This window comes from Rhizobium pantanalense, from assembly GCF_030182525.1.
In the GTDB taxonomy this organism is placed as follows: Bacteria; Pseudomonadota; Alphaproteobacteria; order Rhizobiales; family Rhizobiaceae; genus Rhizobium.
This window is the reverse complement of the sequence record NZ_JAQJCH010000007.1, coordinates 210,930-233,706: the sequence shown is the minus strand read 5'-3', so window position 1 is coordinate 233,706 and position 22,777 is coordinate 210,930. Positions and strand designations below refer to the sequence as shown.

General features: G+C 60.4%; 24 protein-coding genes. 9 read left to right on the top strand and 15 right to left on the bottom strand.

What is annotated here, in order from left to right; genetic code table 11:
* The first annotated feature begins 97 nt into the window (after positions 1–97).
* The 3 genes from PH558_RS20130 (at position 98) to PH558_RS20120 (ending at position 2,364) form a co-directional block, all read left to right on the top strand.
* On the top strand, positions 98–766 hold the full coding sequence (locus tag PH558_RS20130; protein ID WP_095436062.1) for an outer-membrane lipoprotein carrier protein LolA: 669 nt from the start codon (positions 98–100) through the stop codon (positions 764–766).
* Positions 767–972: 206 nt separating this feature from the next.
* On the top strand, positions 973–1,776 hold the full coding sequence (locus PH558_RS20125; RefSeq protein ID WP_113231455.1) for an exodeoxyribonuclease III: 804 nt from the start codon (positions 973–975) through the stop codon (positions 1,774–1,776).
* A gap of 270 nt (positions 1,777–2,046) precedes the next feature.
* A complete protein-coding gene (locus PH558_RS20120; RefSeq protein ID WP_113231456.1) occupies positions 2,047–2,364 on the top strand; it encodes a hypothetical protein in 318 nt (105 codons plus the stop codon).
* 21 nt (positions 2,365–2,385) lie between these two features.
* Here PH558_RS20120 and PH558_RS20115 read toward each other — a convergent pair whose 3' ends face one another.
* Entirely contained in the window at positions 2,386–2,841 is a 456-nt protein-coding gene (locus PH558_RS20115) for a cyclic nucleotide-binding domain-containing protein (RefSeq protein WP_285206157.1), read from the bottom strand.
* A 7-nt stretch (positions 2,842–2,848) separates the two neighbouring features.
* On the bottom strand, positions 2,849–3,532 hold the full coding sequence (locus tag PH558_RS20110; protein WP_069614787.1) for a response regulator transcription factor: 684 nt from the start codon (positions 3,530–3,532) through the stop codon (positions 2,849–2,851).
* Positions 3,533–3,680: 148 nt separating this feature from the next.
* Between PH558_RS20110 and PH558_RS20105 the strand changes: the two genes are divergently transcribed.
* Positions 3,681–4,229 carry a L,D-transpeptidase family protein gene (locus PH558_RS20105; RefSeq protein ID WP_285206156.1) on the top strand — a complete coding sequence of 183 codons (549 nt, stop codon included), beginning with the start codon at positions 3,681–3,683 and terminating at the stop codon, positions 4,227–4,229.
* A 145-nt stretch (positions 4,230–4,374) separates the two neighbouring features.
* Complete coding sequence (locus PH558_RS20100; RefSeq protein ID WP_113407868.1) at positions 4,375–5,205, top strand: aldo/keto reductase; 831 nt, start codon at positions 4,375–4,377, stop codon at positions 5,203–5,205.
* A 62-nt stretch (positions 5,206–5,267) separates the two neighbouring features.
* Here PH558_RS20100 and PH558_RS20095 read toward each other — a convergent pair whose 3' ends face one another.
* Positions 5,268–6,719, bottom strand: a complete 1,452-nt coding sequence (locus PH558_RS20095; RefSeq protein ID WP_244575232.1) for an MFS transporter — start codon at positions 6,717–6,719, stop codon at positions 5,268–5,270.
* 138 nt (positions 6,720–6,857) lie between these two features.
* On the opposite strand from PH558_RS20095, the gene PH558_RS20090 reads away from it, so the two are divergent.
* Entirely contained in the window at positions 6,858–7,784 is a 927-nt protein-coding gene (locus PH558_RS20090; protein WP_113407866.1) for a LysR family transcriptional regulator, read from the top strand.
* On the opposite strand, the gene PH558_RS20085 is transcribed toward PH558_RS20090, so the two are convergent.
* On the bottom strand, positions 7,761–8,249 hold the full coding sequence (locus tag PH558_RS20085) for a MarR family winged helix-turn-helix transcriptional regulator (protein WP_113407865.1): 489 nt from the start codon (positions 8,247–8,249) through the stop codon (positions 7,761–7,763). The genes PH558_RS20090 and PH558_RS20085 overlap by 24 nt on opposite strands.
* A gap of 82 nt (positions 8,250–8,331) precedes the next feature.
* Here PH558_RS20085 and PH558_RS20080 point away from each other — a divergent pair, with 82 nt between their 5' ends.
* On the top strand, positions 8,332–9,234 hold the full coding sequence (locus tag PH558_RS20080) for an EamA family transporter (RefSeq protein WP_113407864.1): 903 nt from the start codon (positions 8,332–8,334) through the stop codon (positions 9,232–9,234).
* 89 nt (positions 9,235–9,323) lie between these two features.
* Here PH558_RS20080 and PH558_RS20075 read toward each other — a convergent pair whose 3' ends face one another.
* The 10 genes from PH558_RS20075 to ffh form a co-directional block, all read right to left on the bottom strand.
* Positions 9,324–11,204: an ABC transporter ATP-binding protein gene (locus PH558_RS20075; RefSeq protein ID WP_285206154.1), complete on the bottom strand. Its 1,881-nt coding sequence runs from the start codon at positions 11,202–11,204 to the stop codon at positions 9,324–9,326.
* Positions 11,205–11,462: 258 nt separating this feature from the next.
* Entirely contained in the window at positions 11,463–12,872 is a 1,410-nt protein-coding gene (leuC, locus tag PH558_RS20070; protein WP_113407863.1) for a 3-isopropylmalate dehydratase large subunit, read from the bottom strand.
* A gap of 269 nt (positions 12,873–13,141) precedes the next feature.
* The gene (locus PH558_RS20065) at positions 13,142–14,020 is read right to left on the bottom strand and encodes an amino acid ABC transporter permease (RefSeq protein WP_285206153.1); all 879 of its coding nucleotides are present in this window, start codon (positions 14,018–14,020) and stop codon (positions 13,142–13,144) included.
* A gap of 34 nt (positions 14,021–14,054) precedes the next feature.
* Positions 14,055–14,852 carry a transporter substrate-binding domain-containing protein gene (locus PH558_RS20060; protein WP_095433022.1) on the bottom strand — a complete coding sequence of 266 codons (798 nt, stop codon included), beginning with the start codon at positions 14,850–14,852 and terminating at the stop codon, positions 14,055–14,057.
* Between the two features lie 209 nt (positions 14,853–15,061).
* The gene (gene rplS, locus PH558_RS20055) at positions 15,062–15,598 is read right to left on the bottom strand and encodes a 50S ribosomal protein L19 (protein ID WP_069614778.1); all 537 of its coding nucleotides are present in this window, start codon (positions 15,596–15,598) and stop codon (positions 15,062–15,064) included.
* Positions 15,599–15,867: 269 nt separating this feature from the next.
* On the bottom strand, positions 15,868–16,560 hold the full coding sequence (gene trmD / locus PH558_RS20050; RefSeq protein WP_285206152.1) for a tRNA (guanosine(37)-N1)-methyltransferase TrmD: 693 nt from the start codon (positions 16,558–16,560) through the stop codon (positions 15,868–15,870).
* Between the two features lie 24 nt (positions 16,561–16,584).
* Positions 16,585–17,166 (bottom strand): ribosome maturation factor RimM, encoded by a 582-nt coding sequence (gene rimM, locus PH558_RS20045; RefSeq protein WP_095436059.1) that lies wholly within the window; start codon positions 17,164–17,166, stop codon positions 16,585–16,587.
* 180 nt (positions 17,167–17,346) lie between these two features.
* The gene (gene rpsP, locus PH558_RS20040) at positions 17,347–17,706 is read right to left on the bottom strand and encodes a 30S ribosomal protein S16 (RefSeq protein ID WP_095433020.1); all 360 of its coding nucleotides are present in this window, start codon (positions 17,704–17,706) and stop codon (positions 17,347–17,349) included.
* A gap of 126 nt (positions 17,707–17,832) precedes the next feature.
* Positions 17,833–18,135, bottom strand: a complete 303-nt coding sequence (locus PH558_RS20035) for a chorismate mutase (protein WP_092717298.1) — start codon at positions 18,133–18,135, stop codon at positions 17,833–17,835.
* 18 nt (positions 18,136–18,153) lie between these two features.
* Positions 18,154–19,731 (bottom strand): signal recognition particle protein, encoded by a 1,578-nt coding sequence (gene ffh, locus PH558_RS20030; RefSeq protein ID WP_113407860.1) that lies wholly within the window; start codon positions 19,729–19,731, stop codon positions 18,154–18,156.
* A gap of 377 nt (positions 19,732–20,108) precedes the next feature.
* On the opposite strand from ffh, the gene PH558_RS20025 reads away from it, so the two are divergent.
* Positions 20,109–21,098, top strand: a complete 990-nt coding sequence (locus PH558_RS20025; protein ID WP_285206151.1) for a hypothetical protein — start codon at positions 20,109–20,111, stop codon at positions 21,096–21,098.
* Positions 21,095–22,111 carry an MBL fold metallo-hydrolase gene (locus tag PH558_RS20020; protein WP_285206150.1) on the top strand — a complete coding sequence of 339 codons (1,017 nt, stop codon included), beginning with the start codon at positions 21,095–21,097 and terminating at the stop codon, positions 22,109–22,111. The genes PH558_RS20025 and PH558_RS20020 overlap by 4 nt, the downstream gene beginning before the upstream one ends.
* A 59-nt stretch (positions 22,112–22,170) precedes the next feature.
* Here the strand turns inward: PH558_RS20020 and PH558_RS20015 are convergent, their stop codons facing one another.
* The gene (locus tag PH558_RS20015; RefSeq protein ID WP_162751418.1) at positions 22,171–22,614 is read right to left on the bottom strand and encodes an SRPBCC family protein; all 444 of its coding nucleotides are present in this window, start codon (positions 22,612–22,614) and stop codon (positions 22,171–22,173) included.
* Positions 22,615–22,777: the final 163 nt, after the last annotated feature.

Sequence of the window (22,777 nt, the reverse complement as noted above, 5' to 3'; positions counted from 1 at the left end):
TCAGGGAATTTGATCGCAGCCCCTTACCGGCCCTGGGCCGTTGCGCCATGAAGACGCCGATTTTGCGCGCCATGGACGAAGCATGAAGGAGAATTCGATGACAAAGTTTGATGCGCAGCCGTCCAGCCGACTTTCCCTGACCCGCCGGCACCTTCTCGGCGCTGCGCTTGCGGTCGGCGCGGCAGGCGCTCTGCCGGTTTCGGCTTTCGCACAGGCTCAGGCCCAGACGCAAACAGCTGCAGCTACCCTCAATCCCGGTATCGCCCAGGCCATTGCCGATCATTTCTCGTCCATCAAGTCGATGAAGGGCGGCTTCCTGCAGATCGGACCGCGCGGCGATCAGATGAGCGGCGCATTCTTCATCCAGCGGCCCGGCAAGATGCGTTTCAACTACGATCCGCCGTCGCGCATGCGCGTGATCTGCGACGGTAATAACGTACAGGTCATCAACGATCAGACGCAGACGAGGAACATGTATCAGCTATCGAAGACGCCGCTGAGCCTGCTGCTGGCCAACAAGATCGACCTCTCGGCCGACATGGTGCGCAACGTCGATTCGCAGCCGGATCTGACCAAGATCACACTCGGCAATCGCACCGTCTTCGGCGATTCCACTATTACGATGATCTTTGATTCAAAGTCCTATGATCTACGCCAATGGACCGTCATCGATCCGCAGGGCAAGACGACCGACGTTATCATCAACAATGTGAAGACGAACGTCGCCTTCGACGATAGCGTTTTCCGCATCGACTATACGCGCTAAGCGTCGCTTCCATCCTGCGCCACAGGTAAGCCGCGAATGGCGCTTTTCTTTCCGCTACAGCCGGTCTAAAGCCTTACGCTGACCGGAGAGAGAGACCGGTGATTCATCGAATCGCCGAATCGCTCCGGCTGTCTGTTTTGACGCAATTCCGGACGGAAAACCGCTGCGCACTTTTCCTCGAATTGCTCCAAGGAAAAGGCTCGGGCATGGGATTTTCGATTGCGACCTGGAACATCAATTCGGTGCGGCTGCGTATGCCGATCGTCGAGCAATTCGTCATGCAGGCCCGGCCCGATATTCTCTGCCTACAGGAAACCAAGGTTCCGAACGAGCTTTTCCCTCACGCGCCGCTCCGCGCGCTTGGCTATGAGCACATCATCATTCATGGCCAGAAGGGCTATCATGGGGTGGCCATCGCCTCGCGCTTTCCGCTGACAGAGGATCATCGCCAGGACTATTGCAATGTCGGCGACAGCAGGCATATCTCGGCCATCTTCGAGCGTGGGGGCCGGCGCATCCGCCTGCACAATTTCTATGTTCCGGCCGGCGGTGACGAGCCGGATCGCACAATCAATCCAAAATTCGGTCACAAGCTCGATTTCATCGAGGAGATGAAGAAGCTGCATGCCAATGCCGAGCAGAACACCTCCGCGATCCTCGTTGGCGATCTCAATATCGCGCCGCTGGAGCACGACGTCTGGTCGCACAAGCAGCTCCTGAAGATCGTCAGCCATACGCCAGTGGAGACCGAAGGGCTGCTCGAGGTGATGAAGCGCGGCGCCTGGCTCGACCTGATGCGCCAGCAGGTGCCGGCAAGCGAGAAGCTCTATACGTGGTGGAGCTATCGCGCCAAGGATTGGGAGGCTGCCGACCGCGGCCGCCGCCTCGACCACATCTGGTCCTCCTCCGATCTTGGCCCGCATCTGCAGCGCATCGAGATCCTGAAAGCGGCGCGCGGCTGGGACCGTCCGTCCGACCATGTGCCGGTCGTGGCGCATTTCAATCTATAGATTTGCTGAGACGAAAATCCCCTTACTGGTTTCAAGCGCTAGCGGATCAGGGCGCGAAGCGGCTTCTCGCCGCATCTATGTATGCGGGAAGTGCCGGGCGAACGCATGGTCGGTTGCTAGATAGTCGTCGAGGTTTTGCGATGCGGCATTCAGCGTCCGTTAACCGCACTCTTTTTTGGCGGCGTTCGCGGTATGGTAGAATATGGAGAATTCAGTATGCTTTTGCGATAAATTCGACTCCTTCCAACTGCGCGGTTGTTCATGTCACCTATGCTAGCATTGATTGGCGTGCTCATTTTCATCATGTTCTACGGCATCTCACGCGGACTATTTAGGAAGGGACATCGGCTCTTTGGATGGTTGATTGCCGTTCTGGCGTTTGTTGCGCAGCTCACCGTTTCGAACAAGATGGAGTACGACGCCAAAGCTGCAGGTTTTCAATCCTCAAGTGATCTCAGTGCTGCACATGAGGCAGGGATCTACGATCCCAACGCATGGAAACTGGTTCGAGGATTCCAAGACGCCTTACGTCAATCCCGGCCGATTTCACCGCCGGTCTCTTCGAAGAAGACCGCCATCGAGCTCTAAATTGAAATTCTGGCTTTGCTGTCAGGAAAAGCGGCCGAGCATTGCGGCTGCCTGTCTGGCAAGGGCGGCGAAGTTTTCGCGGATACGGTTCTGGATCAGCAGGCCGGCGTCCGGATATTCCTCGATCAGCCGATGGAAGAGGGCGCGCGTGATGCGGATCACGTCGGATTCTTCGGCGGCGACAGCCGTGTATTTCCGTTCCACCAACGTTACCATCGCCAGTTCCGAAAGCATGGTGCCTGCCTGGACCACCGCTTCCACCTGCTTCTGGCCGTTAGCATCGATGGTGCTGAGCTCGAAACTGCCGCGCGTGATGACATAGGCGCATTCGGCGGGTGATTTTTCCCGGAACAGCGTCTGGCCCTCATTCACATGGCGGCGATCCGCGCCGAAGGCGATCAGCCGCAGCGGCTCATCGCCCATGCCATGAAACAGCGGCAGTTGCGACAGCAGTCGGATATCGTCGTTCAGCGCCATCGATCGCCTATGGAATGATCTTGTAGCCGCCGTTTTCCGTTACCAGGATTTCGGCGTTGGAGGGGTCGCGCTCGATCTTCTGGCGAAGGCGGTAGACATGGGTTTCGAGCGTATGGGTGGTCACGCCGGAATTGTAGCCCCAGACTTCCTCCAGCAGGATATCGCGGGTGACGACCTTCTGGTCGGCGCGATAGAGATAGCGGATGATGGCGGCTTCCTTTTCCGTCAGGCGGATCTTTTGTCCGTCTTCGGTGGTCAAAAGCTTCTGGCTCGGCTTGAAGAGGTAGCGTCCTACTGTGAAGGTCGCATCCTCGCTCTGCTCGTGCTGGCGCAGCTGCGCGCGAATGCGGGCGAGCAGCACGGCGAAGCGGAAGGGCTTCGTCACATAGTCGTTGGCGCCGGCTTCGAGGCCGAGGATGGTGTCGGAATCCGTGTCATGCCCCGTCAGCATGATGATCGGCGGCTTGAAGCCGTTCTTGCGCAGCAGCTTCACGGCTTCGCGGCCATCCATATCGGGCAGGCCGACATCCATGATGAGGAGATCGACAGGTACGGTGCGCGCGGTCTGCACGCCCTTTCCGGCGGTCGCCTCTTGCAGGACGTTGAATTCCTCGTAAAGCGATAATTGCTCGACCAACATTTCACGCAGGTCGTTGTCATCGTCCACCAGGAGAATGGTGCGTGCGGTCATGCCGTTCGGGTCCTCATTCTAATCCCACTTAAGTCCTACGCCAAATTGCATTTTTAGCAAGTCGCGACGCGGCTCAGGCTTGGTCGTTTGGTTGAAACTGCTATGATTTCAAATGAAATCACGCGCAAAGCAAAAACATGTGAGGAAAATGCAAAAGACAAGGGCGGGGACCAGGCGGACCGCTTCGACAATCGTCGTGCGTCCTCAGCCAGGTAAGAAAACGCGGGCGCTGGTGCAGGTCGGGGGCATGACGGTACCGGCGGCGATCGGCCGATCCGGACGCAGCATATTGAAGCGCGAAGGCGACGGCGCGACACCCATCGCGGATATGAAGTTGCTTTACGGCTTCACGCGGGGCGATCGGGTCCGTTTTCTGCGGACGGCCTTGCCGATGCGGCATATCCGGGAGAATATGCTGTGGTGCGACCAACCTGATGATCCCAACTATAATAGACTGGTGAAGGCTCCTTTCAGGCCGAGCCATGAGGAATTGCGGCGAGGCGACGGCCTCTACGACGTCTGCCTGGTGCTCGACTGGAATGTGAGCTCTCGCAAGCGCAACCGCGGCTCGGCGATCTTCTTTCACCTGATCAGGCCGGGATACGAGCCGACGGCCGGGTGTGTTGCCGTGAGCCTGCGCGACATGAAGCGCATTCTGCCATCGCTGCGAAGAGGTACGACCGTCCGGGTTGTCTGAAAGGACGCCCGGGGTTAACATCCCGATATTCTCCACTATATGGGATTTCGACCGGTGCGCCTTTGCGGACCAGACCGCCCGCTTTTCTTTTAGAATTTAAATCACGCCTTCACTCCACCCGCTTCTCATCCTTTGGAGACTTATCGTGACCACGCAACCGACAATTACGTTCAATGACGGCAATTCCATTCCGCAGGTCGGCCTCGGCGTCTGGCAGACACCGGAGAATGTCGCGCCGATGGCCGTCAGCACGGCTTTGAAAGCCGGCTATCGCCATATCGATACCGCAGCCATCTATGCCAACGAAGATGGCGTTGGCGAAGGCGTGCGGCAGTCCGGCGTTGCCCGCAAGGATATCTATCTCACAACCAAGCTCTGGAACGAGGCGCAGGGCTTCGATTCCACGCTGAAGGCCTTCGATGAAAGCCTGAAAAGGCTCGGCACCGACTATATCGACCTCTACCTGATCCACTGGCCGTCGCCGCACCGCAACCGTTATCTCGACACTTGGAAGGCTTTCGTGCGCCTGAAGGAAGAAGGCCGCGCCCGTTCGATCGGCGTTTCCAATTTTGCCGCCGCGCATCTCGAACGTATCATCGGCGAGACCGGCGTGACGCCTGTGCTGAACCAGATCGAGCTGCATCCCACCTTCCAGCAGAAGGAACTGCGTGCGGTTCACGACAAGCTCGGCATCAAGACCGAATCCTGGAGCCCGCTCGGCCAGGGCAAGCTCCTCACCAATACAGTCATCGGCAAGATCGCCGCCAAGCATGGCCGCACCCCGGCGCAGATCATCATCCGCTGGCACATCGACAACGGCCTGATCGTCATCCCGAAATCGGTGACGCCGAGCCGCATCGAGGAAAACCTCAACGTCTTCGACTTCAAGCTCGAAGGCGACGATCTGGCCGAGATGACCAAGCTCGATTCGGCCAGTGGCCGCATCGGGCCGGACCCGCTGACGGCGAGTTTCTGATTTCAGAAATTGAACTCTGGAAGGCCGGAAGCATTTGCATCCGGCCTTTTTCTATAAGCCGATTATAGCGCCTCCTCTGAAAGAGGTGCGCGCTTCGCATAAGCAGAGCCGGCAAGTGCTATAGCCAAAGTCCCAACGATCAGCAGAGCGGCCACCGCAAAGGTGGTCTGCATTCCGCTCGCCACTGCTTCCGGATGCGCCGCCGTGATGTCGGCGGCGCCGGAGGCGAATGTGAAGATCGCACCCATGACGGCGGCGCCTGTAATCAGGCCGAGATTTCGCGACAGGCTCAACATACCGGAAATCACGCCACGCTGCTCCGCGTTTATGTCCTTCATGATGGTGGTGTTGTTGGACGCCTGAAAGAGCGCATAGTTTGCGGTCACGATAACGAGCGGGCCGATATAGCCGGCGGCTCCGAATCTGCCTTGCAGCATCACTATCAGGAAGAGGCCGACAATCATGCCCGCAAGACCCGTCGTGGTCACGCGCTGGGCGCCGAAGCGATCGACAATGCGGCCGGCCGGTACCCCCGTCAGCGCCGACACCAGCGGGCCGGAGGACATGATGGCACCGACATGGGCTGCATCGAAGCCAAGGCTGCGAGAGAGATAGAAGGGACCGACCACCAGCGTTGCCATGATGACAGTGGAAACGAGAGTGCTCATGGCAAGGCCCGTGCTGAGCTTACGATCGTGAAACATGGAAAGATGCAATAGCGGCGACTTCACCTTCGTCTCAGTGAAGGCAAACAGAGCGATGCCTGAAGCCGTGGCCAGCAGCAGACCCATATTCAAGGCGCCAAAGCTTCCATGCCCGATTGTCATCGCCAGCGCATAGGCGGCCAGCGTCAGCGCCAGCAGCAAAGTGCCGATCATATCCAGCCGCCCCTGGCTTACCTTCCTGTGCCGGCGATCCGCCGGCAGGAAGCAGGCGGCGAGCAGGAAGTTTGCGATCCCGAGCGGCACATTGACGAGGAAAATGGTCTCCCAGCCGAAGCTGGCGATCAAGATGCCGCCGAGCGACGGGCCGAGCGTAGTGCCGATCGCAGACATGGTGCCGAGCAAGCCCATGGCGCTGCCCGTCCGCTCTTTCGGCACGGTTTCGCCGACCATTGCTATCGCCAGCGCCATCATCATGGCGGCGCCGAGGCCTTGAAAGGCTCTGGCGGCCAGCAACAGCCAGAGGGTCGGTGCGATGCCGCAGAAGAGCGAGGCGAGGGTAAAGAGGCTTATGCCGATCAGCAGCAGGCGCCGCCGGCCGAAAATGTCACCCAACTTTCCGACGCTGACGATCAGCGTGGTAATGGCAAGGAGATAGGCGAGCACGATCCATTGCACTTGTTGGAAGGATGCGCCGAATGTCCGAGCGAGCGTCGGCAGCCCGACATTGGCAATGCTGGTATCGAGCGAGGGCATCAGCATGGAGAGCGACAGGCTGGCAAGGGCCCAGCGGATCGAGGATGCGGATTTTGTGTGGCCGGCTTTGCGCGGCTCTTCAACGATTGGCTTCAATGTGCGCTCCAATTCTGACGAGATCTGAAAAATCCCGCCGAGGGTAACGGTTTGCCTCATGTGGCGGAACACGCAGCATTTGCACTTTATTCGTGCGTTTAGCGCTATATATTGGGAAAACCGTGCTATGCTTGCATCATGTCCACCCCCGATCTCAATCTGCTTGTCACCCTGAATGTCCTGCTTGCCGAAGGCAGCGTGGCGCGTGCTGCCCGGAGACTGCGGCTGAGTCCATCGGCGATGAGCCGGCAGCTGGCGCGCCTGCGCGAGACCACCGGCGATCCGTTGTTGGTCAGGGCCGGGCGGGGGCTGGTGCCGACGCCGCGGGCGCTGGAGCTACGCGAGCGCGTCGATCATCTCGTTCAGGAGGCGGAAGCGGCCTTGCGGCCCGCTGAAAGCCTCGATCTGAAGCAGCTTGCTCGAATCTTCACGCTGCGCACCCGCGAAGGCTTCGTGGAGAATTTCGGCGCCGAACTGATCGCACGCATTGCCGAGCAGGCGCCTGGCGTTCGGCTCTACTTCACTCAGAAGCTGGACAAGGACAGCATGCCTCTGCGCGACGGCACGATCGATTTCGAGACCGGCGTCGTGGGCGATGATACCGGCCCAGAGCTGCGGACGCAGGCGCTGTTTCATGATCGCTTCATCGGCGTGGTCCGAAGCGGGCATACGTTGACCGAAGGGGAGATAACTCCGGAGCGTTATGCCACCGGTCGGCATATTCTCGTTTCCCGGCGTGGCCTGCAGAAGGGCCAGATCGACGAGGCGCTGGAGAAACTGGGGCTGGCGCGGCAAATCGTGACGCTTGTGGGCAGTTTTTCGGCGGCGCTGGCTCTGGCGCGCGCGTCCGACATGATCGTCAGTGTTCCCGAACGGTATACGGGCAATCTGCGTGTCGGCATGCATACATTCGCGCTGCCGGTGCCGACATCGGATGTGACGATCTCGCTGCTCTGGCATCCTCGCATGGATGCGGATCCGGCGCACCGTTGGCTGAGAAGCTGTATTCGCGATGTCTGCGCCGGATCGCATCGGGAGCAATCAACCAGATTCGAAGTCGGCTAAATAATTGCGCAGCAGGCGGTCAAGAGCCTTTCGTTCGCCTTCAGAAAGGGTGGAGATCAGGCGTTTCTGCGTTTCGACATGCGCCGTCACCGCCGCATCAATAAGCTCGAAGCCTTTCGGCGTCAGGGATATCAGGAAGCTGCGGCCATCATCCGGGTTCTGGCTGCGAGCGACGAGGCCGGCCCTTTCCAACTGATCGATACGATTGGTCATCGTGCCCGACGAGACCATCATCGTCTCCATCAGGTCGCTGGGGGAGAGCGTATAGGGCTCGCCCGAACGGCGCAGGGTCGCCAGCATGTCGAAATTCGCCGCGTTCAGGCCGAAGCGGCCGAAGGTCTTCTCCATCTCGCGCGAGAGATGGAGCGCGAGATTGCGCAGGCGCCCGAACAGGCCCATGGCCGTGGTGTCGAGGTCGGGTCGTTCACGGCGCCACTGGGCGAGAATTTTGTCGATGCGATCCATGGCGGAACTTCGCCATGATTTTATCTTGACGTCAAGGTATTTCGGATTATCTTGAGGTCAAGATAAATTTGAGACCAAGGCCATGAACCGCAATTTCGACCTGTTGCTCACCGCCATCGCGCCGGCGATCTGGGGCAGCACCTATCTGGTAACGACGCAACTGCTGCCGGCGGGCTATCCCCTGACGGTCGCCATGCTGCGTGCCCTGCCGGCCGGGCTGCTGCTGCTTGTGATCGTGCGGCAGCTGCCGCGCGGGATTTGGTGGCTGAAATCACTGGTCCTCGGTGCACTGAACTTCTCCGTCTTCTGGTGGCTGCTGTTCATTTCGGCTTATCGCCTGCCGGGTGGCGTGGCCGCGACGGTCGGTGCAGTTCAGCCGCTGATCGTCATCGTTCTGGCGCGCTTGCTGCTGGGATCGCCGATCCGTGGCCTTTCGATTATTGCCGCCATTGCCGGCATCGGCGGTGTTGCGCTGCTGATCCTGACTCCGAATGCGACGCTCGATCCGATCGGCATTATCGCTGGCATTGGCGGCGCCTTCTCCATGGCCGCGGGAACCGTGCTCAGCCGCCGTTGGCGGCTCGATGTCTCGCCGCTGACCTTTACGGCATGGCAGCTGACGGCAGGCGGCGTGCTTTTGCTGCCGGTGGCGCTGCTGCTTGAGCCGCCGCTGCCGCATCTGACCGGCGCCAATATTCTCGGCTTCACCTATCTCGGGCTGATCGGCGCAGCACTCACCTACATTCTCTGGTTTCGGGGCCTGTCGCGGCTCGAGCCCTCGATGGTTTCGCCGCTCGGCTTCCTCAGCCCGACCATGGCGGTCATTCTGGGGTGGGCCGTACTCGGCCAGCAGCTGAGCCCGATGCAGATCTTCGGCATTGTCGTCGTGCTCGGCAGCGTCTGGCTGAGCCAGCGGGCGCAGCAGGTTCCATCCACCGAAAAATCAGCATCTACCGGGCGCCCGGCAACCGCGTCGAGAGGATAAGGCTACTAAAGCGCATGTCGTTATTGCAAAACCGCTTCCTATTTTTGCGCGACATGCTTGAGGCAGCAGTTGCCTGCAGACTTCTGACATCAGCTCGTAGACGATGTCGGCAGGAGTTCGTTGATGTCTTCGGGAATGAAGCCGCCGGTCTGGCGTTTCCACAGGCGGGCAAACAGGCCATTCTGTTCGGCCAGTTCTTCGGGCCTGCCTTCTTCCACGATGCGCCCGTGATCGAGCACAACGATGCGGTCCATCTTGGCAATGGTGGAGAGGCGATGAGCGATGGCAATCACCGTCTTGCCCTCCATCACCAAATTGAGCCTATCCTGGATGGCGGCTTCGGATTCGCTGTCCAGCGCCGAGGTTGCCTCATCCAGCACCAGGATCGGTGCGTCTTTCAACAGGGCGCGGGCGATTGCGACGCGCTGGCGCTGGCCGCCGGAAAGCTTGATGCCGCGGTCGCCGACGAAGGCGTCATAGCCCTTGCGGCCTTCGCTGTCTGCGAGATCGGCAATGAAGGCATCGGCGCTAGCCATTTTCGCGACCTCCTCAATTTCGTCCTTGGTCGCCTCCGGCCGTCCGTAGCGGATATTGTCGCCGACCGAACGATGCAGCAGCGCCACATCTTGCGCGATGACCCCGATCGCGCGGCGAAGACTTGCCTGCGTGATGGCGCGGATATCCTGCCCGTCGATCAGGATCGCGCCGTCCTTGATATCGTAGAAGCGCAGGAGCAGGTTGGCGAGCGTCGTCTTGCCGGCGCCTGAGAGGCCGACGAGGCCGACCTTTTCGCCCGGCCGCACCGTCAGCGAAAGGTCATTGATGACGGGCTTGCCAGATTTGTAGGCGAAACGAACATTCTCGAAGCGGATTTCGCCGTTCGGGACGACAAGATCCCGCGCGTCCGGCCCGTCGGTAATGGTAGGCGGCGTCGTCATGACTGGCATGGCGTCCTTGATCGTGCCGATCGCCTGGAAGATCTGCTGGCCCATCTGCAGGAAAGTAAATGTGTGACCGGAGAGGCGGTTGAGAACATAAACGGCGGCGGTGAATTCGCCGATCGTGACGAAGCCATCCACGAGCCCGGTAAAGCCGATCGACAGGATAGCCAGCCAGTGCATCATGTTGAGAACGACGACGATGACTTCCGAGGTGCGATAGATGCGTTGTTCGCTCTGCTGAGCTTCGATCGCCTTGCTGATGATGCCTCTGATGGCGCCGGCCTCGCTGTCTTCCGCGGCGAATTGCTTGACCATTTGCATATTGGCGTAGAGGTCTGTGATGGCGCCGGAAATCAGGCTGCGACGCTTGGCCGAGCGGCGGGAGCGCTCAGTGAAGACGGGCGCCAGCCTGACGGCGAGAAGCACGTTGAGCGTGATCCAGATGATGGACGGAAGGGCAAGCTGCCAGGAGAGCGCGCCCAGAAGGATGACGGAGCCGACCATCTGCATGATAAAGCGCGGAATGGACTGGAAGGCCGAAACGACCTGCTGCTGGACGGCTGAAGCTACCTGCTGCAGGCGCGAGGCGACCTGGCCGGCATAGAGATCGTGGAAGAAGGCGAGATCCTGCCGCTCCACCGCCCTGTGGCCTTGCCATTGAATGGCGGCCGGCATGCCGATGCCAAGCGTATGCGAGTTCAACGTATTGACGAGGAAAGAGCCAATCGGGATGCAAGGGAAAAGCATCAGCCCAAGGAAGATCAGCAGCATCCGGTCGTTGTGCAGGAAAGCGGCAGCACCCTGCTGCGTGACGCCATCGACAATGACGGACAGGCCCCAAACGATGGTCAGGCTCATGATTTCAATCGCCATGGTGCAGAGCGCGAGCGTGATCAGGATGCCGCGAAACATGAGGATGAAGTGAAGAAGAACGGCCAATGGCCCCGTGGGGGGCAGCGGCCGGTAGGGGATGTCGAGCGGCCGGATCAACCTTTCGAAGGGACGGTAGATCTTATCTGAAATCGACATGGGCTTCTCGGATCGAAAATCGGGAGGAGCGCGGGAAATGAGTCAGACGGGCGGTATAAAATCATCTTCGGGCTGCAATCTCAAATAGAGATTTCAGAAAATGTAGGGGAGAGCGGATGTCACGAAAGCCGGGCCTGAGGCAGTGCGGCTGAGAGCTGTCGCTGAATTCTGAGATAGACGGCTCAGGCGGGAGAATTTTACAGCAGACAAAAAAGGCGGCTCGGAGGCCGCCTTTTGCATGCAATCAATCGAAGCAGATTACTTCCACTCGCGGATATCGACGAAGTGGCCGGCAATCGCGGCAGCGGCGGCCATGGCCGGCGAAACCAGATGGGTGCGGCCCTTGAAGCCCTGGCGGCCTTCGAAGTTGCGGTTCGAGGTTGATGCGCAGCGTTCGCCCGGCTTCAGGCGGTCGTCGTTCATGGCGAGGCACATGGAACAGCCAGGTTCGCGCCAATCGAAGCCGGCAGCCTTGAAGATCTTGTCGAGACCTTCGGCTTCGGCCTGTTCCTTCACGAGGCCGGAGCCCGGAACGATCATGGCGTTGACCGTGGAAGCCACCGTCTTGCCTTCAACGACCTTGGCGACGGCGCGCAGGTCTTCGATACGGCCGTTGGTGCAGGAGCCGATGAAGACGCGATCGACGTTGATCTCGGTCATCGGGGTGCCCGGCTTCAGGCCCATATAGTCGAGCGCACGCCACTTGGAGGCGCGCTTGGTCTCGTCCTGGATCTCGTCCGGGTTCGGAACGATACCCTGAACGGAGATGACGTCTTCCGGCGAGGAACCCCAGGAGACGATCGGCGGCAGGCTTGCGGCATCGAGCTTGACGATGCGGTCGTAATGCGCGCCCTCGTCGGACTTCAGCGTCTTCCAGTAGGCGATCGCCTGTTCCAGCGCTTCGCCCTTGGGCGCACGCGGCTTGCCCTTGATATATTCGAAGGTGACCTCATCCGGAGCGATCAGGCCGGCGCGGGCGCCGCCTTCGATCGACATGTTGCAGATGGTCATGCGGCCTTCCATCGACAGCGAGCGAATGGCTTCGCCGGCATATTCGATGACGTAGCCGGTGCCGCCGGCGGTGCCGATCTCGCCGATGATGGCAAGGATGATGTCCTTGGCGGTGACGCCGGGCGGCAGCTGGCCGTCGACCTGCACCAGCATGTTCTTGGCCTTCTTTTGAATCAGCGTCTGCGTGGCGAGCACATGCTCGACTTCAGACGTGCCGATACCATGGGCGAGCGAGCCGAAGGCGCCGTGGGTCGAGGTGTGGCTGTCGCCGCAGACGATGGTCATGCCGGGCAGAGTGAAGCCCTGCTCGGGGCCAATGATGTGGACGATGCCCTGGCGCTTGTCGTTTTCGGAGTAGTATTCCACACCGAATTCGGCGGCATTCTTGGCGAGCTGCTCGACCTGAATGCGGCTTTCCTCGTTCTTGATGCCGAGGTGGCGATCCGGCGAGGTTGGGACATTGTGGTCGACGACAGCGAGCGTCTTCTGCGGCGCGTGAACCTTGCGGCCGGACATGCGCAGACCTTCGAAGGCCTGCGGCGACGTCACCTCGTGAACGAGATGACGGTCGATATAGAGAAGACAGGTGCCGTCGTCTTGGGCGTCGACCAGATGGTCGTCCCAGATTTTGTCGTACAGTGTGCGTGGAGCGCTCATGGCTACAGATCCATATTGGCATTATCGAAGATGGGGGTTGACGGATCAGGACCGCCGGCCTCGGGTGTGATCAGCGAAGTCGGCTGTTGAGCGCGCCCGAAATCATCGCAAAGAAACGTGCCGGCAGACGCTTATGGTCCTGCAGCACGAAAGCCGTGACGTAACGTCCGTCTTTGCTCATGATCTTACTCATGGCCATGCTCATATCAATTTTCAAAACCTTCGGCAATGGCGACGATAGGCTGTATCGGTACGGTCGCCTTTGGCCATCATACTTGCGCGCTGGGCGGCTGGCCCGCGGCCAGACGGGGGAAGGCGGAGCGGTCGCTGCCGGAGCGGCGGCGCATCCAGGCTTCGAGTTGCCTGAGCAGCAGCGACAGACCGATCGTCAGCAGCAGATAGATGAAGGCGAGGATCGACAGCGTTTCGAAGTAGCGGAAATTGGCCGAATAATAGAGCTTGGCGAGCTGACTGATATCGGCGACGCCGAGCACGGACACCAGCGAACTGTCCTTCACCATGGCGATGAAATCGTTCGACAGCGGCGGCAGGATGACGCGGATCGCCTGAGGGAAGACGACGAGCCGAAAGCGCTGGAAGCGGCTGAGGCCCAACGCTTTTGCTGCTTCGATCTGGCCCTGGTCGACCGCCTGGATGCCGGCGCGGAAGATCTCGGCGATGAAGGAGGAATAGGCGATGGTCAGCGCGATGATCGTGCGCCAGACGAAGGGCACGTCGCGGGTGATGAGCGGGCTTGCCCAGCCGGTGGAGATCAATGGCGAGACGACGAAATTATAGACGGCGACAAAGGCCGGCGTGCCGACGAAGGCGATATAGGAAAGCAGTACCAGTATCGGGATGCCGCGCACGATCTCGATGTAGAAGCGCGCCATCTGTCTGAGCACGAGGAAATCGGAAAGGCCGAGCAGCGCCAGCCCGAGGCCGAGCAGCATGGCCAGCGTAAAGGCCACCAGCGTCACGAAGACCGTGACGCCGATGCCATTCAGCAGAAGAGAGAAAATCTGGGCATAGAGGCCGTTCGCCGCAATTGCGAATGAGGCGACGATGCCGAGGATAGCGAGGGCAATCAGCCACCAGGGAAAGTCATCCTTACCGCGGTGCCCGCCCGGACCTGCCAAAGGCGCCATCAGAGCGGGCTTCCAATATATCGGTCTTCAGAGTTCATTGGCCCATCTTGTAGTCGAGGAACCACTTCTTGTTCAGCGCGTCGAGCGTGCCGTCGGCCTTGAGGCTGGCGATGGCGGCATTGATCGGGGCGACGAGATCGGAGCCCTTCTGGAAGATAAAGCCGAAATCCTCGGTGCCGAGCGGACCGCCGACGAGCTTCAAGCCGCCATTGGAAGCGTCGACGTAGCCCTTGCCGGCCGTGCCGTCGGTCAGCACCATGTCGACGTCTCCGGTCTTCAGCGCCTGCACTGTCGCGCCGAAGGTTTCGAAGGTCTTGATGCGCGGATTCTGCTCGTTGCCGTCGAGGACTTCATAGACGGCGGTGTAGAAGGGCGTCGTGCCCGGCTGCGCGCCGATCAGGGCCTCCTTGACGGCGGCGAAGCTCTTGGCATCGGTGAAGCGCTTCTCGTCGCCACGCACGAGCATGAACTGCTGCGAGCGCATATAGGGGTCGGAGAAATCGACCTTCTGCTTGCGGTCTTCCTTGATGGTGATGCCGGTCATGCCGATGTTGTACTGGCCTTCGGAAACAGCCTGGATCATCGCGTCCCAGCTGGTGTTCTGGTACTCGACCTTGAAGTTCAGACGCTTGGCGATCTCGTTCATCGCGTCATATTCCCAGCCGATCGCCTTGTTAGTCTTCGGGTCGATGAACTGCAGCGGCGGATAGGCATTCTCGGTGACGACGACGACGGTTTTGCCGTTCAGGTTCGGCAGGTCGGCGGCGAAGGCAGCGAAAGGTGCAAGCACGAGGGCGCCAAGGCCCAGAAGGAACGAACGACGGAATGCCATGAAAATCTCCCCGATTAGCGTGGCGGGAAAGTGTCATATTTGGAAAGTGCATGGCAAGGCCGTTGCCGTGGCTGCGATCATAAAAATAGAAAAGCAACTCTAAGCGGGTGGCTGGCGATGAAAATTTCTTTCCGATGGGCGTGAGCCGGACAGCAAAAAGGCGACCCGAGGGCCGCCTTCAAGCTTTGCGATCCCAAGTGGATCGAAACTTATTCTGCTGCCGGCTCGGCTGCAGCAGCAGCTTCGGCAGCTGCCTTTGCTTCGGCGGCTTCCGCTGCTGCCTTCTCGGCTGCGAGAGCCTGAGCGGCTGCAACCTTCTCGGCTTCGATGCGTGCCTTCTCATCGGCCAGAGCCTGACGCTCGGCATCGTTGAGCTTGCGGGCGCGGGTGCCGGTGTTTTCGACGATACGGGCAGCCTTACCGCGCAGGTCGCGCAGGTAGTAGAGCTTGGCGCGACGGACCTTACCGCGGCGAACGACTTCGACGCTTTCGATCATCGGCGAGTAAACCGGGAATACGCGCTCGACGCCTTCGCCGTAGGAGATCTTGCGAACCGTGAAGTTTTCCTGCAGGCCGCCGCCGGAGCGAGCGATGCAAACGCCTTCATAGGCCTGAACGCGGGTACGGTTGCCTTCCGTGACCTTCACGTTGACGCGAACAGTGTCGCCAGCGGAAAATTCGGGGAGCGTGCGCTTGGCTTCGATCTTGGCAGCCTGTTCGGCTTCCAACTGCTGAATGATGTTCATGTTATCAACCTCGTTGTTGCTTCAACAGCCAGAGCGCTCATCATTCTATCTTCGGTCGGACCCTGAGATCACGCCTCGGATATATGCCCGTTCAGGCAGGAGCGAATACGTCTGCTCTTCTTTGCTGGTTGATGGGAAATTTCCCATGCCGGGCGCGCACATACCCTATTGTCACGCGTTTGTCACCCCTTGCGGCTGAATTAAGTGGCGATTGGCGCCAGTTTTGCGGCGCGCTTGAACCAATGTCGCTCATCCAGCCGGTGTTGTCGCTATTTCTTCCGCAATTCGTCCAGCAAATCCGGCCGACGCTCTCGCGTCAGCTCCTCGGCCTTCTCCCTCTGCCATTTGGCGATTGCCGCGTGGTTGCCCGAGGTGAGGATGGCGGGGATCTCGCGGCCTTCCCAGATCTGCGGGCGGGTATAATGCGGGTGCTCCAGCAGGCCGCCTTCGAAGCTTTCGTGCAGGCCGGAGAGGTCATTGCCCATGACGCCAGGCAGGATGCGGACGATGGCGTCGAGCAGGATGAGGGCGGCCGGTTCGCCACCCGAGAGGATATAGTCGCCGATGGAGACTTCCTCGAGGTCGCGTCCGTCAATGACGCGCTGGTCGACGCCTTCGAAGCGGCCGCAGACGATGATGACGCCATCGCCCTCGGCAAGTTCGCGGACGCGCTTCTGCGTCAGCGGCTTGCCGCGCGGGCTCATGAGCAGGCGGGGGCGGCTGTCGTTTTCGCTCGCATCGTCGATGGCGCGGGCAAGCACGTCAGGCTTCAGCACCATGCCGGCCCCGCCGCCGGCCGGCGTGTCATCGACCGTGCGGTGCTTGTCGGTGGCGAAATCACGGATCTGCACGGTGTCCAGCGACCATTGCCCGCGTTCCATCGCCTTGCCGGCAAGCGACGTGCCGAGATGGCCGGGGAACATCTCGGGATAGAGCGTCAGGATAGTCGCCCGAAAACTCATGGCGCGGTCACTTCCCAATAAGGATCACTTCTTCGGCTTGCCCTGCGGCTTTTCCGGCTTTGCGGGTTTGCCGATCAGATCGTCGGGGTCGTCGATCAAGCCGGCTGCCAGCGGATCGATCAGGATCTTGCCGCCTTCGAGATCGATTTCGAGCACGGCTGCCTCGGAAAAGGGGATCAGCACGGGGCGCTTGCCCGGCCCCTTCAGCTCCAGCAGGTCGCCGGCGCCGAAATCATAGACGCCGCTGACCGTGCCGTAGCCGGTGCCCTGATCGTCCACGGCTTCCAGGCCTTCGAGATCGGTGTAGAAGAATTCGTCGTCGTCGAGCTCGTCATCCGGCAGGTTGTCGCGCTCGATATAGAGTTCCAGTCCGTTCAGCGCCTCGGCAGCATTGCGGTCATTGATGCCGCGGAAGCGCACGATGACGACATTCTTGGCCTCGCGGATTTCCAGAACTTCGAAGCTGCGGCCGTCCATGCTGTGCAGGTGGCCATAATCGCCAAGCGCGGTTGGATCCGAGGTATAGGCGCGGGCGCGCACGTCGCCTCTGAGGCCCTGCGCCGCGCCAATGGTGGCCATCAATACCGGGTTTTGCAGTTTCGTCATGGTCTCTTCGCCGATTGCCGGGATTATGCAGCAGATCCAAAATGCTACAGCGACCTTTGCACTCATTTGTGACACGCGGCGCTGTCGTTGGTTCTCTCATAGGCTGAACATTTGCCGATGGGAACAAAAAACGGGCGGCATGTCGCCATGCCACCCGTTTTCAATCAACGCGAGGGCCGATTACTCGGAAGCAGCGGCGGCGTCAGCAACCTTCTGTGCCTTTTCGGCAGCGCGCTCCTGAGCCTTCTTGCCCGGCTTTGCCTTTTCCGGGTTGTTCTTCGCTTCACGCTTTGCGATGCCGGCTTCGTTGAGGAAGCGCAGAACGCGGTCGGTCGGCTGGGCGCCGTGATCGAGCCAATGCTTGATGCGTTCGACCTTGAGTTCAACGCGCTTCGCGTCGTCCTTGGCAAGCATCGGGTTCCAAGAGCCGAGGGTCTCCAGGAAACGGCCGTCGCGCGGCGAGCGGGCGTCGGCTACGACAACGTGGTAGTACGGGCGCTTCTTGGAGCCACCGCGGGCGAGACGAATTTTCAGTGCCATGTTCATTCTCCTTAGGCTTTTCTTGACCGCTTCGTTGTGCGGTATGGTTACGTCGCGCTGCTTTTTTCGTGTCGCGTGATCCCTGTCGAAAACGTCCTGCGTCCTTCGGGATCATGCGGCCGGGGATTACCCTTTGAAATCCGCAGCGATCTGTTCATGATGCCGGATGACTTCCTTGATGACGAAGTTCAGGAACTTCTCGGCGAAATCCGGGTCCAGATTGGCGTCCTTTGCCAGGCGGCGCAGACGCTCGATCTGAAATTCCTCGCGCGCCGGGTCGGCCGGCGGCAGGTCGTATTTGGCCTTCAGCACGCCGACCTCTTTGGTGCAGCGGAAGCGTTCGGCCAGCATATGCACCAGTGCAGCATCGATATTGTCGATCGACTGGCGGTAGTTGCCCAGTTGGGCCTTGACGTCTGGATCAATCATGGGGGTCAACGATCCTTTTCACTTCTTCTTCGGCAAACCGGGGAGGCCCGGGAAACCACCGCCAAGGCCCGGCAGCTTGGCGCCGCCGAGACCCGGCAAACCGCCGCCGCCCAGGCCCGGCAAACCACCCGGAAGGCCGCCGGGACGGCCGAGGCCGGCGGCTTCGGCTTGCTTCTGCAAGGCTTCGAGCTGCTTGGGATCCATGTTCGACAGGTCGGGCATCCCGCCCATACCGCCGCCGAGACCCATCTTACCGGCAAGGCCGCCCATCAGCTGCTTCATCATGCCGCCTTTGCCCTTGCCGCCCATCATCTTCATCATGTCGGCCATCTGGCGGTGCATCTTCAGAAGCTTGTTGATGTCGGAGGCGTCGGTGCCTGAGCCGGCGGCGATGCGTTTCTTGCGAGAATGCTTCAAAAGGTCCGGATTGGCGCGCTCGGCCTTGGTCATCGAGGAGATGATGGCGAGCTGGCGCTTGAACAGACGGTCATCGAGGCCGGCGGCGGCCATCTTGTCCTTCATGCCGGACATGCCGGGCATCAAGCCCATGATGCCGCCCATGCCGCCCATTTTCTGCATCTGGCCGAGCTGGTCGGCGAGATCGTTGAGGTCGAACTTGCCCTTGGCCATCTTGGCGGCCATGGCGGCCGCCTTCTCGGCGTCGATATTCTCGGCAGCCTTCTCGACGAGCGAGACGATGTCGCCCATGCCGAGGATGCGGTCAGCGATACGGCGGGGATGGAATTCCTCCAGCTCGCCCATCTTTTCGCCGACACCGATCAGTTTGATCGGCTTGCCAGTGACTGCGCGCATCGAAAGGGCCGCACCGCCGCGGCCATCGCCGTCCATGCGGGTCAGCACGAGGCCGGTAATCCCGACGCGCTCGTCGAAATTGCGGGCAAGGTTGACGGCGTCCTGACCGGTCAAGCTATCGGCAACCAGCAGAATTTCATGCGGATTGGACTTCTTCTTGATATCCGCCATCTCGACCATGAGCGGCTCGTCGATATGCGTACGGCCGGCGGTGTCGAGGATGACGATGTCATGGCCGCCGAGCTTGGCGGCCTGCACGGCGCGAGCGGCAATGTCGGTCGGCGACTGGCCTGATATGATCGGCAGCGTGTCGACGCCGGTCTGCACGCCGAGCTGGCGCAGCTGCTCCTGCGCCGCCGGACGGCGCGTATCGAGCGAGGCCATCAGGACCTTCTTGCGGTCGCGGCTCGTCAGGCGGTTGGCGATCTTGGCCGTCGTGGTGGTCTTACCGGAGCCCTGCAGACCGACCATCATGACGACGACCGGGGCGGGCGCATTCAGATCGATGCCGACGCCTTCGCCGCCGAGCATCTCGATCAGCTCGTCATGGACGATCTTGACGACCATCTGACCGGGCTTGATCGACTTCAGGATTTCGGCGCCGACGGCCTTTTCGCGGACGCGATCGGTAAAGGATCGCACGACATCCAGCGCCACGTCGGCTTCGAGCAGCGCGCGGCGAACCTCGCGCAGCGCTGCGGAAACATCGGCTTCCGAAAGCGCGCCGCGGCCTGTCAGTCCATTCAGAATGGAACCAAGACGGTCCTGGAGGTTTTCAAACATCGTTTCTTCCTTATCGATCGCTTGGGATTTGGACTTGGCGCAAGTTTGCGCGGTTCCTCGCCCGAAAACGTCGTGCTTTTCCATGACGAAAACAAGACGCAAAGCCAAAAAGCACCCGAGGGCGCATCGCGCTGTCGGGTGTTGACCTCCGGGATCTCTTTATACCTTAATGGGTCCCGGTCGGTGGCTCGGAGGCTTGTGCTCGTCGCAGATTGCGGGCGATAAACAGGAAAAGGCCGGCAAAGTCAACCCAATGCGGCCGAAATGCCTGAAATGCACGGATGAGATCGCCATATCGACGTCGATTTGACCGTATCACCGTTTTCAAATTGTTGTATCGATCCCAGCCGTCAAGTGATTCCCCGAGACCGTTCCGAATGAATGATACAGCCCTGACCGATCTCCTTGCTGCCTGTCGCGCTTACGCCGGCGGCCGGGTCGACACCCGTTTCAATACGGCGGCGCAAGCCTTCTACGCGAGTGCCAAGGCCCAGCCTAAGATCGCCGCGCGGGCGGCGCGCGAGCTTAGCCACTTGCCGCCACCGGGAGCCGCCGTTCTTGCCAATATGCTCGGGACCATCGTCGAGAAGGGCGGGGCCGTGGAACGCAGCGGTCCGGCCGTGTGGGAGCTCTATCTGGCGTGGCTGCCGCAGATCCATCGCGGCTTTGCCGGCCGCAAGGAGCTGAGCCCTCGGCAAAAGCAGCTGCTGGATGCCTTTCAGCTGCTTGGTCAATCGGCGGTTTCGCATCTTTCCGGCATGCCGCAGGAGCGTGCACTCGCTGCCGGCAACAAGGCACTGATGGCGCAGCTTGCCGAGCTGCAGGATTATACGCCGGGTGCAGCCTGGGTTCGCCAGGTGCTCTTGAGCCGCAGCGACGATCTGCTGGTGCTGCACCTGCCGAGCCGCCAGGGCTTTCGTCTGCGCTATGAGAATATCGTCAACGGCTTTCATCTCTTCACGCTCATTCAGGCGACGTTCGGCGAGCGGCTTCCTGACGGTCGTACGCCCCATCGGTTCATTATCGATATGGCACGCTGCGTGACCGTGGCCGAAGACGGTAATGACGAACCCTGGTGGCGCTATCAGACGGTGCGGCCGGATGAGCCGGGCCTTGCCGACATTTCCGGCGAAGCATCCGTCGAGACGATTTCGCGCATCGATGGCCGGCAGGTCATCCTACTTTCGCCTGTGGTCGAAGGCGCAGCATTGTGGGACACGAGCTTCTTCACGCCACAGCTATTCGCAATGCCGGCGAATGTCGTGATCGAGGAGGCGCTGACGCCTTCCGAGGCCGAAGAATGGTTCGCCAAAGCCGGCGTTCCCGCCGCCGAGGCGGCTGGTGCGCAACGGGCGGATAAAGCATGACAAGCTCATCGCGCTCGACCAAGAAAAATCCCTATTATCAAGGTCCGGTTTCCGACCATTTCGATGGTCAACGTTTCTTCAATCCCGGCGGTGTCGCGCCAGGCAATGCGCTCGATCTCTTGCGATGGCAGCTCGGCGGCGGGCGGGTACGCTGGCCCAATCCTGTCATCAGCGCCTTCCCGCCGGCCAAGCCGGATCGGCATGTTTTCGGCGACCAGATGCGGGTGACCATGGTCGGCCATGCGTCGATGCTGGTGCAGGTCGCCGGGTTGAATATCCTAACCGATCCCGTCTGGTCGGAGCGCGTCAGCCCCTTCCGGTCCGTCGGGCCGAAGCGCGTGGTGCCGCCCGGCATCCGCTTCGAGGACCTACCGCATATCGACCTCGTGCTTGTCACGCATAATCACTACGACCATCTCGATCTCGTGACCCTTGCTCGCTTGCAGCAGGCGCGCCGGCCAAAGATCGTCACGCCGCTCGGCAACGACACGATCATCCGCCGCGCCGTTCCAGATGCCGACATTACTGTTGTCGACTGGGGTGATCGCATCGCGTTCAAGACCGGCGTGACGATCGATGCCGAGTCTTGTCATCATTGGTCGGCACGCGGCATGGGCGACCGGCGCATGGCGCTCTGGGCGGCATTCGTGCTGACCACGCCAGCAGGTAAGATCTATCATGTCGGCGATACCGGCTTTCACGATGGCATCAATTATGAGGCTGCCCGGGAAAAACATGGCGGTTTCCGCCTCGCAATCCTGCCATTCGGCGCCTACGAGCCGCGCTGGTTCATGAAGGGTCAGCATCAGAATCCGGAAGAGGCGGTGAAGGGCATGAAGCTCTGCAACGCGGCCTATGTCGCTGGGCATCACTTCGCGACCTTCCAGCTGACGGACGAAGGCATCGATACGCCCGTTCAGGCGCTGGATGTCGCGCTGAAGGTGCACGGCGTGGAGCCGGATCGGTTTCGCCCGCTCAGGGCAGGCGAGGTTTTCGACGTGCCTGTTGTTTGATATTGTCGCCAAAACCCCTTCTCCCCGAAGGGAGAAGGAATTTTCAGCCTCAACGTGCCTTACTGCTTAATCTCAGGTTCAACCAGTTTCGCGAGATTGATCAGCGATTCCTGCCAGCCGAGATAACAGGCTTCCGGCGGGATGACATCGGGGATGCCGGCCTGGGTGATGTTGACCTCGGTTCCCACCAGCACCTTTTTCAATGTCACCGTCACTTCCATTTGGCCGGGCAGGTTGGGGTCGTCGAACCTGTCTGTGTAACGCACCAGTTCGCCGGGAACGAGCTCGATATATTCACCGCCGAAAGCGTGGACTTCACTGGTCGTAAAATTGCGGAACGACATCTTGAACGTGCCGCCGACTTTTCCTTCGAAGTGGTGCACGCTGCAGGCAAAGCCATTCGGCGGCAGCCACTTGGCCAGCGCATCCGCTTCGATGAATGCGCGATAGACCTTTTCCGGGCTTGTGGCGAGGACGCGGTGCAGGCTTATGGTATTCGGCATGGTCATAATCCCTATGGTTTGACGGAGTGGACGAGCCTAGGACGTGGCAATGTTTGACAATCCGACACGGCGAATGATTTTTTCTGAAAATAAATGACACTGCGGCCAAATCTGAAATTTGTCATCCTTCACGTCCCACTGGTAATTCCCCCGCAATTCCGCC

What these genes read in the sequence shown, in the direction of transcription:
- PH558_RS20115 (WP_285206157.1), bottom strand. Translation starts at nt 2,841, where the DNA reads ATGGCGCTGAACGACGATATCCGACTGCTGTCGCAACTGCCGCTGTTT.
- rplS (WP_069614778.1), bottom strand. Translation starts at nt 15,598, where the DNA reads ATGAACATCATTCAGCAGTTGGAAGCCGAACAGGCTGCCAAGATCGAA.
- PH558_RS20090 (WP_113407866.1), top strand. Translation starts at nt 6,858, where the DNA reads ATGTCCACCCCCGATCTCAATCTGCTTGTCACCCTGAATGTCCTGCTT.
- PH558_RS20060 (WP_095433022.1), bottom strand. Translation starts at nt 14,852, where the DNA reads ATGGCATTCCGTCGTTCGTTCCTTCTGGGCCTTGGCGCCCTCGTGCTT.
- PH558_RS20015 (WP_162751418.1), bottom strand. Translation starts at nt 22,614, where the DNA reads ATGCCGAATACCATAAGCCTGCACCGCGTCCTCGCCACAAGCCCGGAA.
- PH558_RS20025 (WP_285206151.1), top strand. Translation starts at nt 20,109, where the DNA reads ATGAATGATACAGCCCTGACCGATCTCCTTGCTGCCTGTCGCGCTTAC.
- ffh (WP_113407860.1), bottom strand. Translation starts at nt 19,731, where the DNA reads ATGTTTGAAAACCTCCAGGACCGTCTTGGTTCCATTCTGAATGGACTG.
- PH558_RS20020 (WP_285206150.1), top strand. Translation starts at nt 21,095, where the DNA reads ATGACAAGCTCATCGCGCTCGACCAAGAAAAATCCCTATTATCAAGGT.
- rpsP (WP_095433020.1), bottom strand. Translation starts at nt 17,706, where the DNA reads ATGGCACTGAAAATTCGTCTCGCCCGCGGTGGCTCCAAGAAGCGCCCG.
- PH558_RS20110 (WP_069614787.1), bottom strand. Translation starts at nt 3,532, where the DNA reads ATGACCGCACGCACCATTCTCCTGGTGGACGATGACAACGACCTGCGT.
- PH558_RS20035 (WP_092717298.1), bottom strand. Translation starts at nt 18,135, where the DNA reads ATGATTGATCCAGACGTCAAGGCCCAACTGGGCAACTACCGCCAGTCG.
- PH558_RS20130 (WP_095436062.1), top strand. Translation starts at nt 98, where the DNA reads ATGACAAAGTTTGATGCGCAGCCGTCCAGCCGACTTTCCCTGACCCGC.
- trmD (WP_285206152.1), bottom strand. Translation starts at nt 16,560, where the DNA reads ATGAGTTTTCGGGCGACTATCCTGACGCTCTATCCCGAGATGTTCCCC.
- rimM (WP_095436059.1), bottom strand. Translation starts at nt 17,166, where the DNA reads ATGACGAAACTGCAAAACCCGGTATTGATGGCCACCATTGGCGCGGCG.
- PH558_RS20065 (WP_285206153.1), bottom strand. Translation starts at nt 14,020, where the DNA reads ATGGCGCCTTTGGCAGGTCCGGGCGGGCACCGCGGTAAGGATGACTTT.
- PH558_RS20085 (WP_113407865.1), bottom strand. Translation starts at nt 8,249, where the DNA reads ATGGATCGCATCGACAAAATTCTCGCCCAGTGGCGCCGTGAACGACCC.
- PH558_RS20080 (WP_113407864.1), top strand. Translation starts at nt 8,332, where the DNA reads ATGAACCGCAATTTCGACCTGTTGCTCACCGCCATCGCGCCGGCGATC.
- PH558_RS20075 (WP_285206154.1), bottom strand. Translation starts at nt 11,204, where the DNA reads ATGTCGATTTCAGATAAGATCTACCGTCCCTTCGAAAGGTTGATCCGG.
- PH558_RS20105 (WP_285206156.1), top strand. Translation starts at nt 3,681, where the DNA reads ATGCAAAAGACAAGGGCGGGGACCAGGCGGACCGCTTCGACAATCGTC.
- PH558_RS20125 (WP_113231455.1), top strand. Translation starts at nt 973, where the DNA reads ATGGGATTTTCGATTGCGACCTGGAACATCAATTCGGTGCGGCTGCGT.
- leuC (WP_113407863.1), bottom strand. Translation starts at nt 12,872, where the DNA reads ATGAGCGCTCCACGCACACTGTACGACAAAATCTGGGACGACCATCTG.
- PH558_RS20120 (WP_113231456.1), top strand. Translation starts at nt 2,047, where the DNA reads ATGCTAGCATTGATTGGCGTGCTCATTTTCATCATGTTCTACGGCATC.